Genomic DNA, 15,490 nt, shown 5'->3' on the forward strand with positions numbered 1-15,490 from the left:
CCGGCATCGGACTCGCATGTCATGAAGATCGGCAACGTACCCTATCGCAGCGTCTGGGTGGACCAGGATGACGGCTGGTCGATCCATATCTTCGACCAGACCCGCCTGCCGTGGACCCTGGACGTCCTGCGCCTGACGGACATGGAGCAGGTGGCGCACGCCATCCGTACCATGCAGGTCCGGGGCGCGCCGCTGATCGGCGCGGTGGCGGCCTATGGCCTGGCGCTGGCCCTGCGGGTCGATGCCGCCGACGCGGCGCTGGAACGCGATGCGGCGCTGCTGGCGGCAACCCGCCCGACCGCCATCAATCTGCGCTGGGCCATCGAACGCATGCTGGACCGCCTGCGCCCCCTGGCGCCGGCCGACCGCGTGGCCGCCGCCTATGACGAGGCCGCGCGGATCTGCGACGAGGACGCGGCCCAGAACGAATCCATCGGCCGCCACGGCCTGCCCCTGATCGAGGAGATCGCGGCGCGGCGCGGCGACGGCAAGCCGGTCAATATCCTCACCCACTGCAATGCCGGCTGGATCGCCACCGTCGATTGGGGCACGGCGCTGGCGCCCATCTACATGGCCCACGATCGCGGGTTGAACGTCCATGTCTGGGTGGACGAAACCCGGCCGCGCAACCAGGGCGCCGCGCTGACGGCGTGGGAACTGGGCAGCCACGGCGTGCCGCATACGGTGGTGGCGGACAATGCCGGCGGCCATCTGATGCAGCATCATGCGGTCGACCTGGTCATCGTCGGCACCGACCGCGTGACGCGGACGGGCGACGTGGCGAACAAGATCGGCACCTATCTGAAGGCGCTGGCGGCGCGCGACAACGGTGTGCCCTTCTGGGTCGCCCTGCCGTCCACCACCATCGACTGGCGGGTGAGCGACGGGCTGACCGAAATCCCGATCGAGGAACGCAGCGGCGACGAGGTCACGGCGATCACCGGCCGCACCGGCGACGGCCGGATCGAGACGGTGCATCTGACCCCGCCGGGCAGCCAGGCGGCCAATCCGGCCTTCGACGTCACCCCGGCGCGGCTGGTCACCGGGCTGATCACCGAACGCGGCTGCTGCGAGGCGACCGCGGCCGGGCTGACCACGCTGTTCCCCGAACAGGCGGCCTGAGGCCGCACGACAGGCTGTGACGGGCCGCCCTTGACAGGGGCGGCTCCGGTCGGCTTCCTCCGCCTTCGATCGGAACGGGCGCGTATCGCCCGGACCAGCCCGTTTTTGGTGACACAGGACGAGATCATGCATCCCTATCGTACCCATAGCTGCGCCGCCCTTCGGGCCAGCGACGCCGGGCAGACCGCCCGCCTCTCCGGCTGGGTGCACAGCAAGCGCGATCATGGCGGCCTGCTGTTCATCGACCTGCGCGACCATTTCGGAATCACCCAGATCGTGATTCCGGCGGGCTCGCCCGTGCTGGAGACCGTCGAGCGCATCCGCGTCGAGAGCGTGCTGACCATCACCGGCGAGGTCGTGCTCCGCGACGACGCGACGAAGAACCCGAACCTGCCGACCGGCGAGATCGAGCTTCGTGCGCGCGAGGTCGATGTCCAGTCGGCGGCCGAGGTGCTGCCGTTCCAGGTCGCGGGGCACGAGCATTATCCCGAGGACCTGCGCCTGACCTATCGGTACATCGACCTGCGGCGCGATAAGGTCCATCGCAACATGATGCTGCGCGCGCAGGTGATCGCCAGCCTGCGCCGCCGCATGACCGAGCAGGGATTCGTCGAATTCCAGACCCCGATCCTGACCGCCTCGTCGCCCGAGGGCGCGCGCGACTTCCTGGTTCCGGCGCGGATGCATCCGGGCAAGTTCTACGCGCTGCCGCAGGCGCCGCAGCAGTTCAAGCAGCTTGCCATGGTCGCGGGGTTCGACCGGTATTTCCAGATCGCCCCCTGCTTCCGCGACGAGGCCGCGCGCGCCGACCGTTCGCCGGGCGAGTTCTACCAGCTTGATTTCGAGATGGCGTTCGCGACCCAGGAAGACGTGTTCGCCACGCTGGAACCGGTGATGGAAGGCGTGTTCCGCGAATTCGGCGGCGGCCGCACCGTCAGCACCGCCCCGTTCGAGCGCATTCCCTACGCCACCGCCATGGCGCGCTACGGCAGCGACAAGCCGGACCTGCGCAACCCGCTGCTGCTGAGCGACGTGACCGAGGCGTTCGCCGACTCCGGCTTCGGCCTGTTCGCGAAGATCGTGGCCGGCGGTGGCGAGGTGCGCGCGATCCCGGCGCCCGGCGCGGGCGATCGTCCGCGCGCCTTCTATGACAAGCTCAACACCTGGGCGCGCGAGGCCGGGGCCGGCGGCCTGGGCTACATCATCTTCGACGAGGAAGGCGGCAAGGGCCCGATCGCCAAGAACCTGGAACCCGCGCGCGTCGCCGCGATCCGCGAGAAGACGGGCCTGAAGGCGGGCGACGCGGTGTTCTTCGCCGCCGGGCGCGGCGACGAGGTCGTGAAATTCTCGGGCCTGGTGCGGACCCGCATCGCGACCGAGCTGGACCTGATCGAAAAGGATGCGTTCCGCTTCTGCTGGATCACCGATTTCCCGATGTACGAGCGGAACGAGGAAACCGGCCTGATCGATTTCTCGCACAACCCGTTCTCGATGCCGCAGGGCGGGCTGGAGGCGCTGAACAGCCAGGACCCGTTGACGATCACCGCCTATCAGTACGATATCGTCTGCAATGGCGTGGAACTGTCGTCGGGCGCGATCCGCAACCACCGGCCCGAGGTGATGATCCGCGCGTTCGAGATCGCGGGCTATCCCGAATCCGAGGTCGAGGCCCGGTTCGGCGGCATGCTCAACGCCTTCCGCTACGGCGCGCCGCCGCATGGCGGTTCGGCGCCGGGCGTGGACCGCATGGTCATGCTGCTGGCCGACGAGCCCAATATCCGCGAGGTCATCCTGTTCCCGCTCAACCAGCAGGGCGAGGACCTGATGATGGGCGCGCCGGCCCCCGTTCCGTCCCCGCGGTTGAAGGAACTGTCGCTGGCGCTGGACCTGCCGCGCCCCAAGCCGGGCGCGACCGTCAAGGGATAAGCGGCTGGTCGGGCGGTTCGAAGGCATTGTTCATTGCGCGCGCCGCCCCGATGCGTTCTGCTGACGTGATGAAACGGTGGTCCTTTCCCTTCGGGATTCCGGCGCGGGTCCAAATGGGCGTCGCGGCGGGGATATGCCTTGCCGCGGGCCTGCTGTCCGGTGGGGTGGCCGCCCGGGCCGCGACGCCGGCGCCGGTAGAGTTGGCCGGCCATCGCGCGACCTATGACCTGACCCTTCAATCGGTCGGTGGGGGCGATACGGTCGCGGCCAGCGGCACGATGGTCTTTTCCGTGACCGATACCTGCACCGCCTGGTCCACGCAGCAGCAATTGCGCCTGCAGACGGTCTCGCGGTCCGGCGGGACGACGGAACTGGTGTCCGACTACGCCACGCTGGAAGCCAAGGACGGGCACCATCTGGTCTTCCGCACAGTTCAGACCTCGAACGGCACGCCCGTCACCCACCTGAGGGGCGAGGCCACGATGGCGGCCACGGGCGGCGAAATCCGCTACAGCCAGCCTGCCGGCCGCGTCCTGCCGCTGCCGGCCGGGACGTTGTTCCCGATGGCGCATACGGCGGCGATCGTCCGCGCGGCCCAGGCCGGCGAGACGTCGATCGCGCCGATGCTGTTCGACGGCACCGGGGCCGACGGCCCGCAATATACCTACGTCATGATGCAGGGCTGGTCGCCGCCACCGTCCGACAGCCCCTTCGCCGCCCTGTCCCGCCTGTCGTCGGGGCGGGTGCATGTGGCGTTCTATACGCCGTCGTCGCACGATATGCGCCCCGACTATGCGATCGGCATGCGCTATTTCGCGAATGGTGTCTCGGACCGGCTGGACATGGATTTCGGAGATTTCCGCATGCGAGGAACATTGCGCAGTTTCACCCCCGCCCCGGCGCCCCACCGGTGCTGAACGGAGGTCCCGCGCAGGCGGCTCTGGCCCAGGAGGATATGGTCCAGGATGCCGTGCCGGAGAACGGGGCCGGCATGGGCGCCGGCCTGGCCCATTCGCTGCGCAGCCGCCACGTCTCGATGATCGCGATCGGCGGCATGATCGGCGCGGGGCTGTTCGTGAACACGTCGGTGATGATCCAGGGGGCGGGGCCGCTGGTGCTGCTGTCCTATGTCCTGGCCGGGCTGATCGTCTTCCTGGTCATGCGCATGCTGGGCGAAATGGCGATCGACAGCCCCGATGCGGGGTCGTTCGTGGGCCATGTCCGGCGGGGGTTGGGTGCCCGTGCGGCCTTCGTCACCGGCTGGTCCTACTGGCTGTTCTGGGTGGTCGTGGCCTCGGTCGAGGCGAAAGCGGCCGCGCTGATCGTCGCCCCGATGCTCAATTGCCCGCAACTGCCGGTCGCGCTGGTGCTGATCGGGGCGATGATGGGCGTCAACATGTTCTCGGTCCGGGGATATGGCGAGTTCGAATTCTGGTTCTCGCTGATGAAGATCGCGGCGATCGGCGTGTTCTCGATCATCGCAGGGCTGGCGCTGTTCGGCATGCTGGGCCCGTCGTTCGGCGGAACGGTCGCGCATCTGTGGGACCAGGGCGGCTTCATGCCACATGGCTTCAGCGCGTCGCTGTCGCTGCTGCCGGCCATCCTGTTCACCTTCGCGGGGGCCGAGATCGCGACCGTCGCGGCGGCGGAAACCGACAATCCGGGGCGGAACATCGTGCAGGCGATCCGCACCGTCGTGATCCGCGTCATGCTGTTCTATCTGTGCTCGCTGGGCATCATCCTGTGCCTGGTGCCATGGAACCAGATCCAGCCCGGGCATTCCCCGTTCCTCGAGGTCCTGCACCGGATCGGCATCCCGGGGGCCGAGGGGGCGATGACGGTCGTGGTGCTGGTCGCCATCGCCTCGTGCCTCAATTCCACGCTCTATGTCACCTCGCGCATCCTGTTCGAAATGGCGGCCCATGGCGACGCCCCGCACTGGCTGGTCCGGACCGGGCCCAGCGGCACCCCGCGCCGGGCGATTTCGACGGGGGCGGCGATCGCGGCGTTGATGACGGTCGTGGCCGCGACGTTCCCGGGCGAGGTCTTCGGATTCCTGCTGAATGCGTCGGGTGCTGTGATCCTGTTCGACTATCTGATGGTGGTGTTCGCCCAGATCAGCCTGCGCCGCCAGATGCATCGCGCAGGGCGTAGCCCGGCGTTTCCCATGCTGCTGTTTCCCTACCTGTCCTGGCTGACGGTCGGCGCCATCCTGCTGGTGATGGTCACGATGATGCTGACGCCCGACACCCGTATCCAGATCGAACTGGGGAGCGTGACCCTGGTGCTGATCCTGGCGCTGGGACTGGTGACGCAGCGTCGCCGGAACGACGCACGCTGACGGTATCCGGGACGGTGTCATCCGGAATCACGTTACACGCGGCGACATTTCGCCATTCCGCCGCCACGATGATCGGCGCACATTGTCCTCGACGGCGCGGGGCGAGGTCACCCTGTCCCGCCCGCATGCAGGAGGTTTTCTATCATGATGAGGCAGATTGCCCGCCGCGCCCTTCTGGCGCTGGGCATTGTCGCAGGAATTGGCCTGGTGGGGCACGACATGTCATCCGCACAGGCCCAGCCCTATCCGGGCGGGGGCGGGTATTACCGCTATGGACCCACGCGGCCGGGCTGGTCGCCGCCGCCGCCGCCGGCCGTGCGCTACGAGGCCGTGCCGCCGCCACGCGGGCGGGGCTGGGTCTGGCAGCAGGGTGTCTGGGACTGGGGTCCCGGCGGCTATGCCTGGATGCCGGGACGTTATGTTCGCTATGGCGGCCATGGCGGCTGGGGACCCGGCCGGTGGGAGCGGCGCGGACCGCGCTGGGTCTGGATCCGTCCGGGCTGGCGCTGATCGCGTCCAGAACAGGCGGAATCGGGGGCTGGACGGCGTGAAAGCGCCTTACTGGTCCTCGATCGCCACGATCAGGGGCACATGGTCCGATGGCTGGGCGCGCCCGCGCTCGTCGCGGTCCGGCTGGGCGGCCAGCAGCCGCTCGGCCACGCGCGGCGACAGCAGGGCATGGTCGATGCGCAGCCCGCTGTCGCGGGGCCACGCGCCCGTCTGGTAATCCCAGAAGGTGTAATGACGGCCGTGCGGATGCAGGGCGCGTAGCGCGTCCGTCAGGCCCAGCCACAGCAGGCGCCGGAAGGCCGCGCGGGTTTCGGGGCGCAGCAGGGCGTCGGTCGGGGGCAGGGCGCCGGGGGCGCAATCCTCGTCGGTCGGGCAGACGTTGTAATCGCCGGCCAGGATGAAATCGGTCCCGGCCTCCAGCAGGGCGCGCGCGTGCAGCGCCAGCGCCTCCATGAAGGCCAGCTTGGCGGCGTAGCCGATGCTGCCGCCGGAATTGCCGTTGGGCAGATACAGGTTGCCGAACACCAGCCCGGCGGCCCGGACCTCGACATAGCGCGCCTGCGGGGCATCGTCGTCCAGGAAGGGCAGGCCCTGCGCCGTGACCTCGAAGGGCAGGCGGCTGAGGATCGCGACGCCGTTATAGCTTTTCTGCCCGACGACGACGCTTTCGTAGCCCGCTTCGCGAAATGCCTCGGCCGGGAAGGCGGCGGTTTCGCACTTGATTTCCTGCAAGCCCACCAGATCGGGCTTTTCACGGTCCAGCCAGTCCAGCACATGCTGCTGGCGCTGGCGGATGGAATTGACGTTCCAGGAGGCGATTTTCATCAGTCGATGGAAAAGCTGGTGCCGCAGCCGCAGGACGAGGTCGCGTTGGGGTTGCGCACGGTGAAATGTGCCCCCATCAACGAATCGGTGAAATGCAGTTCCGCCCCCGCCAGCAGGTCCAGGCTGGCCGGATCGACCAGCACCCGCGCACGTCCCGCCGGAATGACCGTGTCGTCGGCGCGCGTGTCGGCATCGAGGGCGAAGCTGTACTGGAACCCGTTGCATCCGCCGGCCAGTACCGCCACGCGCAGGCCCTGCGGGTCGGTCCCCGCGGCGGCGGGCTGGGATGCGACGATATCTTCCAGTCGGCTGGCGGCCTCGGGCGAAACGCTGAAGGCGGAGGGGGGCATGTCCATTCGGATCACCATCGTCGGTCCGGCCGGACCAGGGCATGCTGGCCTTGTGGCGCCGGGCGGGTTATCGACGGGGGCGTGCCCGGCGCATCCGATGTCGGAGCCGCCGCCCGTGCGGGATTGGGGTATATATGAGCATCGCACCGTACGCTGTCCAGACTGGCACCGCCCGGGGTCGTCTGTACCCCGAACCCGAGGCCCCCACCCGCACGCCTTGGCAGCGGGACCGCGACCGCGTGCTGCATTCGGCGGGATTCCGGACCTTGCAGTACAAGACGCAGGTCTTCGTCAATCACGAGGGCGATTTCTTCCGCACGCGCCTGACCCACTCGCTGGAGGTCTCGCAGATCGCCCGGTCGATCGCCCGCAGCCTGGCGGTGGACGAGGATCTGACCGAAACGCTGGCCCTGGCGCACGACCTGGGCCACACGCCCTTCGGCCATGCCGGCGAGGACGCGCTGGCGGCGGCGATGCGCGATTGGGGCGGGTTCGATCACAACACCCAGACGCTGCGCCAGGTGACCAAGCTGGAACGGCGGTATTTCGCCTTCGACGGGCTGAACCTGACGTGGGAGACCCTGGAAGGCCTGGTGAAACATAACGGCCCGGTCGATCATCCCACCGGCTACATCGCCGATTACGCGGACCGGCTGGGGCTGGATCTGGGCCAGTACGCCTCGGTCGAGGCGCAGGTCGCGGCGATGTCCGACGACATCGCCTACCACGCCCACGACCTGGATGACGGGCTGCGCGCCGGCCTGCTGCATCTGTCCGACCTGGTCGATCTGCCGGTGGTGGGGCCGGCTCTGGCCCAGGTGCGCGGGCTGGCCGGGGCGGCCGACCTGGATGTCGACGCCCGCCTGCGGCACGAGACCATCCGCCGGGTCATCAACGCGCTGGCGGTGGACCTGAGGGAACAGACGCGGCGCAATCTGGACGAGCTGGCCCCGGCTTCGACCGACGACGTGCGGCGCGCGGGACGGCCGGTGGTGGCGTACAGCGCCCCCATGGCCCGCGACAACGGGGCGATCCGGACCTTCCTCTACGCCCGTCTGTATCGCCACTGGCGGGTGAACCGCATGACGCGTAAGGCGCGGATGGCGGTCGAATCGATCTTCTCGATCCTGGCGCAGGATGTGTCCCTGCTGCCCGACGGGTGGCGCCAGCAGGCGCAGGCCACCGACCCCGCCGGTGCGCGCCGGGTCGTGGCGGATTATATAGCCGGAATGACGGACCGATTCGCGATGGAGGAACATCGGCGGTTGACGGATCTGTCCGTGCCGGGCTGAAACGCCCAATCGTTCTTCGCCCACCCATTCTTTATTCGTCGGCTTTTTGGGAAACCGCATCGCATGTCAGACAGCCTGTTCGTCCGCTATCTCTCGCATGTGCAGGAGGCCGTGCGGCGCATCGTGCCCGACCTGCCGGACGAGGTCGCGGCCCGCGTGGAACTGACGCCCACCCGCGACGCGGCCCATGGCGACATGGCGACCAACGCGGCGCTGCTGGTGGCGAAGATCGCCCGCCGCCGCCCGGCCGAGATCGCGGCCGAACTGGCGGCGGCGCTGGTCGCGGTGCCGGGCATCGCCAAGGCCGAGCCCGCCGGGCCGGGCTTCGTCAACCTGACGCTGGACGCGGAGATCCTGCGGTCGGTCGTGTCGGACGTGCTGCGGGCGGGGGAATCGTACGGCGACGGCGCGATCGGGCAGGGGGTCCGGGTGAATGTCGAGTACGTCTCGGCCAACCCCACCGGGCCGATGCACGTCGGCCATTGCCGTGGCGCGGTGGTGGGCGACGCGCTGGCCAACCTGCTGCTGAAGGCCGGGTACGACGTCACCAAGGAATATTACATCAACGACGCCGGCGCGCAGGTTTCGGCGCTCGCCTGGGCGGCCTACTGGCGCTACCTGCAGGCCATCGGCACCCCGATGGACGAGGAAGCGTTCGCGGCCCTGGTGCCGGGCGGGATCCAGTACGGCGGCGACTACCTGGTGCCGGTCGGCCAGGCGCTGGCCGAACTGCACGGCACCGGCCTGGCGGCCACGGGGGCGGTGGCCGCCCCGGTCGATGCGTGGTTCGCGACCGTGAAATCCTTCACCGTCGCCGAGATGATGCGGATGATCCGCGAGGACCTCGAAGCGCTGGGCGTGCGTCACGACGTCTTTACCAGCGAGGCGCAGATCCTGGCCGACGGCATGACCGACCGCGCGATCGGCCGCCTTGACGCGCTGGGGCTGCTGTACGAAGGCGTGCTGGAGCCCCCTAAGGGCAAGCTGCCCGACGATTGGGAGGCCCGGCCCCAGACCCTGTTCCGTTCCACCGCGTTCGGCGACGACGTCGACCGCCCGCTGCGCAAGTCGGACGGATCGAACACCTATTTCGCCAACGATATCGGCTATCACGACGACAAGATCCGCCGCGGCGCGGATGTGCTGATCGACGTCTGGGGCGCCGATCACGGGGGATATGTCACCCGCATGAAGGCGGCGGTGAAGGCGCTGGCGGGCAAGGCGGGCAAACCCGACCTCGACGTGCTGCTGTGCCAGATCGTGCGGATCGTGCGTGATGGCCAGCCGGTGCGCATGTCCAAGCGCGCGGGCACCTTCGTCACCCTGCGCGACCTGATCGACGAGGTCGGGCGTGACGCCGTGCGCTTCACCATGCTGACGCGCAAGGCTGACGCCCAGATGGAATTCGACCTGGATCAGGTGGTGGCCCAGACGCGCGACAATCCGGTGTTCTACGTCCAGTACGCCCATGCCCGTTGCCGCTCGGTGCTGCGCGCGGCGCAGGAGATGCTGGGGGCCGACGCCATCACCCCGGTGGCGCTGGCCGAGGCGCCGCTGGACGGGCTGGAGTCGGACGTCGAACTGGCGCTGCTGCGCCGCATGGCCCAGTGGCCGCGCACGATCGAAGGAGCGGCCCAGGCGAAGGAGCCGCACCGGGTCGCGTTCTATCTGGGCGAACTGGCGGCGGATTTCCATACATTGTGGAATCGCGGCCGCGATGATGCGACATTGCGATTCCTGCAAGAGGACGATCCGCAGGCCACGCGGACGAAACTGGCGATGGTCGAAGCGACGGCCACGGTGATCCGCTCGGGCCTGGCCGTGCTGGGCGTGGAGCCGGTCGAGGAAATGCGATGACAGATTCGGACCCTTCCGGCCGAGACCCCTACGCGGAACGCCTGACCCGCGCACGCGAACGCATGAGCGCCGATTACGACGACGAACCGCCCGTCCGCGACCGTCCCCCCTCGGCCGGCCATAGGGCAGCCGGGATCCTGCACGGGTTTCTGGGCTCCGACCCCGCCACGCGGCGGCTGGCCTATGGCGCGGCCGGGCTGGGCGGGCTGCTGGTGCTGGCCATCGGCGGCTGGGTCCTGATGGGGCATCAGCAATCCGGCATTCCGGTCCTTGGGCCGCCGCCGGGGCCGGTGCGCGTCCGGCCGCTCGATCCGGGCGGAATGCAGGTACTGGGCGCGGATGCGCCGACGGGCGATGACGGGGCGGTCGCGCGCCTGGCCCCCGGGCCGGAACAGCCGCGTCCCGACGCGCTGGCCCAACAGTACGGGGCGCCGTCGCCCGGCAGCGCGTCTGCCCCGGCGCCGGCCCCCGTGCCGTCGGCCGGGCCCGTGACTCCGCCTGCGCCGACGGCTTCCCCCGCGCCGGAGGCACCGCCCGCGACGCCCCCCGTCGCCCCGCCATCCGCCCCGGCGGCTTCGACCCCGGCGGCGCAGCAGCCGGCTGCCCCGGTGCCCGCCCCGCCTGACGCGGCCGTGCCCGCCGGCGGAAAGTACGGCGTTCAGTTGGCTGCTCTCGATTCCCAGGAGGCCGCGCAGAAGGAATGGGCGCGTCTGGTCCATCAATATCCGGACCTGTTCGCCAGCCGCACCCCGATCGTCGAGCGGACGGAACGTGGCGGCGCGGTGTTCTACCGCCTGCGCACCCGCGGGTTCGCCAGCATCGCGCAGGCGACGTCGTTCTGCGAACATGTGCGCCTGAACGGTCTGGCCTGCACCCTGGCCGGGTTCTGAGGCGGCGGCGTTCGTGACGCAGGGATCCGCGACCCGGGGCGAGGGGGCAGGCGAGGGGTTCGACCTGCCCGAGGGCCTGACCTCGCCCATGCTGCATCTGGACGGGTTCGACGGCCCGCTGGACCTGCTGCTGGACCTGGCCCGCGCGCAGAAGGTCGATCTGGCGCGGATCTCGATCCTGCGTCTGGTCGAACAGTATCTGGCCATCGTGGAATCGGCCCGGCGCATCCGGCTGGAACTGGCGGCCGACTGGCTGGTGATGGCGGCCTGGCTGGCCTGGCTGAAATCGCGGCTGCTGCTGCCGGCCGAGGAAAGCGAGGCCGCCGACGCCGAGGAAGCCGCTGGCCTGCTGCAGGCGCGGCTTGTGGAACTGGCGCGCATCGGCCAGGCGGCGGAATGGCTGGCGGCGCGGCCGCAACTGGGCCGTGACGTCTTCGCCCGTGGCGCGCGCGAGGACCTGACGGAAATCGACCGGTCGGGCCTGGCGCTGGATCTGTCGCAATTGATGGGCGCCTACATGGCGGCCATGCGGCGCACCGCGCGCAAGCGGGTCTATCAGCCGCGCCGCCTGCTGTTCTGGACGGTGCAGGATGCGCTGTCGCGGTTGCAGCGGCTGCTGGGCGCCGAGGCCGTGCCCGATTGGTGCGAACTGGATAATTTCCTGCCGGACGCCGGGCCCGGCATCGACGCGGCCGACGAGGCCGAACGCATGCGCCTGCGCCGCGCGGCGATGGCGGGAACGCTGATCGCCGGGCTGGAACTGGCTCGGAACGGCGCGATCGAACTGCGCCAGGACGAACAGTTCGGCCGGATCATGCTGCGCCCCAGCGACCCGGCGGCCGGCGCCGCCAACGATGGGGACATGGACCGGATGGACGCGGCGGAATGACGAACGACAACGTGCCGGGTCATCTCCCCGCCGACACCTCGGCGCCGGCGCAGGCCGGCGGGGGCGCGGCGGTCCCGCTGCCGGTCCGGCTGGTCGAGGCGCTGATCTTCGCCAGCCCCGATCCGGTCCCCGAACGCGCCATCGCCGACCTGCTGGAGGCCCAGGGCGAAATCCCGGCGGAGGTCGAGGATCTGGCCGCCTATGTGCGCGGGGTGATCGAGGCGGTGGTGGGGCTGTACGCGGGCCGGGGCGTCGCGCCGGTGCTGATCGCGGGCGGCTGGCAGTTCCGCACGGTGGCGGATCTGGCGCCGCGCCTGACCAAGGTGCTGCATCGCCCCCGGCGGCTGGCGCGCGCCACGATGGAAACCCTGGCCATCGTCGCCTATCATCAGCCCTGCACCCGCGCGGATATCGAGGAAATTCGCGGCGTGTCGCTCAGCCAGCAGGTGCTGGACACGCTGCTGGAGGCCGCCCTGATCGTCCCGCGCGGCCGCAAGGAGGTCCCCGGCCGGCCGATCCTGTGGGGCACGTCGCCCGATTTCCTGCGGCATTTCGGCCTGCGCGACCTGCGCGACCTGCCCCGGCGCGAGGAATTGCTGGTCGATGTGCCGGACAACCCCGGCCTGCGGGAACGCGCGGCTCCGGCACCCGTGGACGAGGCCGACGTTGACGGGGCGGTTTCCGACCAGCCTGCGCCGTGATAGGTGTCCATCCTGTTTTCGTGTTACCCGATGCCGCCTGACGTTCGCCGTCGCGGGGGTCGTCCGGCAGGGCAGGAGGCCCTGGGCCACCATGTTTGATTTCGCCTGGTCTGAAATGGCCCTGATCGGTGTCGTCGGCCTGTTGCTGATCGGCCCCAAGGACATGCCGGTGGCCATCCGTACCGTCACCGGCCTGATCAAGAAGGGCCGGAAGCTGGCGGCGGAATTCCAGTCGCATGTGGACGAGATGGTGCGCGACGCCGATCTGACCGAAGTGCGCGACGGGATGAACCGCATGCGCCGGTTCAATGTCCGCAACCAGCTCATGAAGGCGATCGACGGCGACGGGACCATCCGGCGGGCCATCGACGAATCGCCGCTGGACACTGCGACAGAACCGCGCCGGACCCCGATTCCCGACAGTACGCCGCTGAACAGCGCCCCCGCCTTCGATCCGGGCGGCCTGCACGAGTACGGCTACGCCACGCCTGTGGCCTCGTACGCCGAAACCGCCTTTCCCCCGCTGGCCGACGATGGGCCGCCGCCTGCGCTGCTGCCGCCGTCGGTGGGGCGGCGCCTGGCGGGCGAACGCGCGCGCCTGCGCCCGCCCGCCTTCCTGCCGCCGGTACGGGTGATGCATGGCGCGCGGCGGGTTTCGGCCACGCATCCGGCCGAAGGCTGAGGCCCGAACGCGATGGACCAACGCAAGCCCGGAGACACGGCTCTGAACGACGATCCGATCAACGACCAGCCGATGCCGCTGCTGGAACATCTGGTCGAACTGCGTCGCCGCCTGTTGTGGTCGACCGTCACCTTCGCCCTGTGCTTCCTGCTGTGCTATCATTTTTCGGCGCGGATCTATCTGTTCCTGGCCCGTCCGCTGGGCGAGGTGATGCGCCAGCAGGGCGAACAGCCGCATCTGATCTACACCGCGCTGTACGAGGCGTTCTTCACCTACATCAAGGTCGCCATCTTCGGCGCGGCATTCCTGTCCTTCCCGATGGTGGCCGTGCAGGTGTGGATGTTCGTCGCACCCGGCCTGTACCGCAGCGAAAAGCGCGCCTTCCTGCCGTTCCTGGTGGCGACGCCGGTGATGTTCGTCCTGGGGGCGGCGCTGGCCTATTATTTCGTCTTCCCGTTCGCGTGGAAATTCTTCCTGTCGTTCCAGACCGCCGACGGGCAGGACGGCCTGCAGATCCAGCTTCAGGCCAAGGTGTCGGAATATCTGGCGCTGGTGATGAAGCTGATCATGGCGTTCGGCATCGCATTCGAGCTTCCGGTGGTGCTGACCCTGCTGGCGAAGGTCGGGATCGTGACGTCGGCCTCGCTGAAGCGGGTGCGGCGCTATGCCTATGTCGGCGCGTTCGTGGCGGCGGCGATCCTGACGCCGCCGGACGTCATCACCCAGACCGGCCTGGCGGTGCCGCTGATCGGCCTGTACGAAATTTCCATTTTCTGTGCCCGCCTGGTCGAACCCCGGCGGCTGGACGATGATGAAGCGGAGCAAAACTGATGCATGATCTTCGGGCCCTGCGCGCCGATCCCGCCGCCTTCGACGCGGCGCTGGCCCGTCGGGGCGAGGAAGCGGTGGCCGATAGGGTGGTCCGCCTGGACGAGGACCGGCGCGCCGCCGTGACCGCGTTGCAGGAGAAGCAGGCCCGACGCAAATCCCTGTCCCGCGAGATCGCTACCCTGCGCCGCGCCGGTGACGACACCACCGACCTCGAGGCCGAAGGCACGCGCCTGCGCGACGAGATGGAAGGGCTGGAAATCCAGTCCCGCGAACTGGATGCCGAAATCCGCGACATCCTGGTCGTGCTGCCGAACCGACTGGACGCATCGGTGCCGGACGGCGCGGACGAGGCCGGCAACGTCGTCGTCCATCAGGTGGGCCAGCGGCGGGAATTCTCCTTCGAACCCCGCGAGCATTATGCGCTGGGCGAGGCGCTGGGCCTGATGGATTTCGAAACCGCGTCCAAGCTGTCGGGCGCGCGGTTCGTCGTGCTGCGCGGCGCGCTGGCGCGGATGGAACGCGCGCTGGGCCAGTTCATGCTGGACCTGCACACGCAGGAAAACGGCTACACCGAGACGGTGGTGCCGGTGCTGGTGAACGAGGCCGCGATGTTCGGCACCGACAAGCTGCCGAAATTCGCCGACCAGTCCTTCCGGACCGAGGACGGGCGGTGGCTGATCCCCACGGCCGAGGTCCCGCTGACGGCCAGCGTGTCCGGCGACATCCTGCCGGCCGCCAGCCTGCCGCGACGGCTGGTCGCGCTGTCCTCGTGCTTTCGCAGCGAGGCCGGGGCGGCCGGGCGCGACACGCGCGGCATGCTGCGCCAGCACCAGTTCCAGAAGGTCGAGATGGTGTCGATCACCACCGCCGAGGACAGCGATGCCGAGCACGAGCGGATGACCCGCTGCGCCGAAACCGTGCTGGAACGGCTGGATATCCCGTACCGCCGGATGCTGCTGTGCGCGGGCGACACCGGGTTCGGGGCTGCGAAGACCTTCGACCTGGAAGCCTGGCTGCCGGGCCAGCAGGCCTGGCGCGAGATCTCGTCCTGTTCCACCACGCGCGATTTCCAGGCACGGCGCATGAACGCGCGCGTCCGTCCGGCCGACGGCGGGGCGCCGGTGTTCGCCCATACGCTGAACGGGTCGGGCCTGGCCGTCGGCCGGACCCTGATCGCGGTGATGGAAAATTACCAGAACGCGGACGGCACCATCACCGTCCCGCAGGCCCTGCGTCCCTACATGGGCGGGCTGGACGTCATTCGCGCCGCGTAG

General features: G+C 69.4%; 15 protein-coding genes. 13 read left to right on the plus strand and 2 right to left on the minus strand.

All coding sequences use genetic code 11. The features are described from left to right. The first annotated feature begins 21 nt into the window (after positions 1 to 21). From mtnA to HLH34_RS06575, 5 genes are all read left to right on the plus strand, one after another. Entirely contained in the window at positions 22 to 1,122 is a 1,101-nt protein-coding gene (gene mtnA / locus HLH34_RS06555) for an S-methyl-5-thioribose-1-phosphate isomerase (protein WP_183118802.1), read from the plus strand. A gap of 126 nt (positions 1,123 to 1,248) precedes the next feature. Further along, entirely contained in the window at positions 1,249 to 3,048 is a 1,800-nt protein-coding gene (aspS, locus tag HLH34_RS06560; RefSeq protein WP_183118803.1) for an aspartate--tRNA ligase, read from the plus strand. 68 nt (positions 3,049 to 3,116) lie between these two features. After that, positions 3,117 to 3,965, plus strand: coding sequence for a cell envelope integrity EipB family protein (locus tag HLH34_RS06565; RefSeq protein WP_244959714.1), 849 nt, complete (start codon positions 3,117 to 3,119; stop codon positions 3,963 to 3,965). After that, positions 3,959 to 5,389, plus strand: a complete 1,431-nt coding sequence (locus tag HLH34_RS06570) for an amino acid permease (protein ID WP_264784552.1) — start codon at positions 3,959 to 3,961, stop codon at positions 5,387 to 5,389. Before HLH34_RS06565 ends, HLH34_RS06570 begins: the two co-directional genes overlap by 7 nt. Positions 5,390 to 5,533: 144 nt before the next feature. After that, positions 5,534 to 5,899: a YXWGXW repeat-containing protein gene (locus HLH34_RS06575; RefSeq protein ID WP_183118804.1), complete on the plus strand. Its 366-nt coding sequence runs from the start codon at positions 5,534 to 5,536 to the stop codon at positions 5,897 to 5,899. 48 nt (positions 5,900 to 5,947) lie between these two features. Here HLH34_RS06575 and HLH34_RS06580 read toward each other — a convergent pair whose 3' ends face one another. Together HLH34_RS06580 and HLH34_RS06585 are read right to left on the minus strand one after the other, a co-directional pair. Continuing rightward, positions 5,948 to 6,724 carry an exodeoxyribonuclease III gene (locus tag HLH34_RS06580; RefSeq protein WP_183118805.1) on the minus strand — a complete coding sequence of 259 codons (777 nt, stop codon included), beginning with the start codon at positions 6,722 to 6,724 and terminating at the stop codon, positions 5,948 to 5,950. Then, a complete protein-coding gene (locus HLH34_RS06585; protein ID WP_183119004.1) occupies positions 6,724 to 7,080 on the minus strand; it encodes a HesB/IscA family protein in 357 nt (118 codons plus the stop codon). Before HLH34_RS06585 ends, HLH34_RS06580 begins: the two co-directional genes overlap by 1 nt. A 128-nt stretch (positions 7,081 to 7,208) precedes the next feature. Here HLH34_RS06585 and HLH34_RS06590 point away from each other — a divergent pair, with 128 nt between their 5' ends. From HLH34_RS06590 to serS, 8 genes are all read left to right on the plus strand, one after another. Continuing rightward, positions 7,209 to 8,366, plus strand: coding sequence for a deoxyguanosinetriphosphate triphosphohydrolase (locus HLH34_RS06590; RefSeq protein ID WP_183118806.1), 1,158 nt, complete (start codon positions 7,209 to 7,211; stop codon positions 8,364 to 8,366). 63 nt (positions 8,367 to 8,429) lie between these two features. Then, positions 8,430 to 10,223 carry an arginine--tRNA ligase gene (argS, locus tag HLH34_RS06595; RefSeq protein ID WP_183118807.1) on the plus strand — a complete coding sequence of 598 codons (1,794 nt, stop codon included), beginning with the start codon at positions 8,430 to 8,432 and terminating at the stop codon, positions 10,221 to 10,223. Continuing rightward, a complete protein-coding gene (locus tag HLH34_RS06600; protein WP_183118808.1) occupies positions 10,220 to 11,113 on the plus strand; it encodes an SPOR domain-containing protein in 894 nt (297 codons plus the stop codon). Before argS ends, HLH34_RS06600 begins: the two co-directional genes overlap by 4 nt. Positions 11,114 to 11,201: 88 nt before the next feature. Continuing rightward, positions 11,202 to 12,002: a segregation and condensation protein A gene (locus HLH34_RS06605; RefSeq protein ID WP_183119005.1), complete on the plus strand. Its 801-nt coding sequence runs from the start codon at positions 11,202 to 11,204 to the stop codon at positions 12,000 to 12,002. Then, a complete protein-coding gene (gene scpB / locus HLH34_RS06610) occupies positions 11,999 to 12,703 on the plus strand; it encodes an SMC-Scp complex subunit ScpB (protein WP_183118809.1) in 705 nt (234 codons plus the stop codon). The genes HLH34_RS06605 and scpB overlap by 4 nt, the downstream gene beginning before the upstream one ends. Positions 12,704 to 12,794: 91 nt before the next feature. After that, entirely contained in the window at positions 12,795 to 13,385 is a 591-nt protein-coding gene (tatB, locus tag HLH34_RS06615; RefSeq protein ID WP_183118810.1) for a Sec-independent protein translocase protein TatB, read from the plus strand. 12 nt (positions 13,386 to 13,397) lie between these two features. Then, positions 13,398 to 14,216 (plus strand): twin-arginine translocase subunit TatC, encoded by an 819-nt coding sequence (gene tatC, locus HLH34_RS06620; RefSeq protein WP_183118811.1) that lies wholly within the window; start codon positions 13,398 to 13,400, stop codon positions 14,214 to 14,216. Beyond that, positions 14,216 to 15,490 (plus strand): serine--tRNA ligase, encoded by a 1,275-nt coding sequence (gene serS / locus HLH34_RS06625; RefSeq protein ID WP_183118812.1) that lies wholly within the window; start codon positions 14,216 to 14,218, stop codon positions 15,488 to 15,490. The genes tatC and serS overlap by 1 nt, the downstream gene beginning before the upstream one ends.

It is taken from the genome of Gluconacetobacter azotocaptans (assembly GCF_014174355.1).
Classification (GTDB): domain Bacteria; phylum Pseudomonadota; class Alphaproteobacteria; order Acetobacterales; family Acetobacteraceae; genus Gluconacetobacter; species Gluconacetobacter azotocaptans.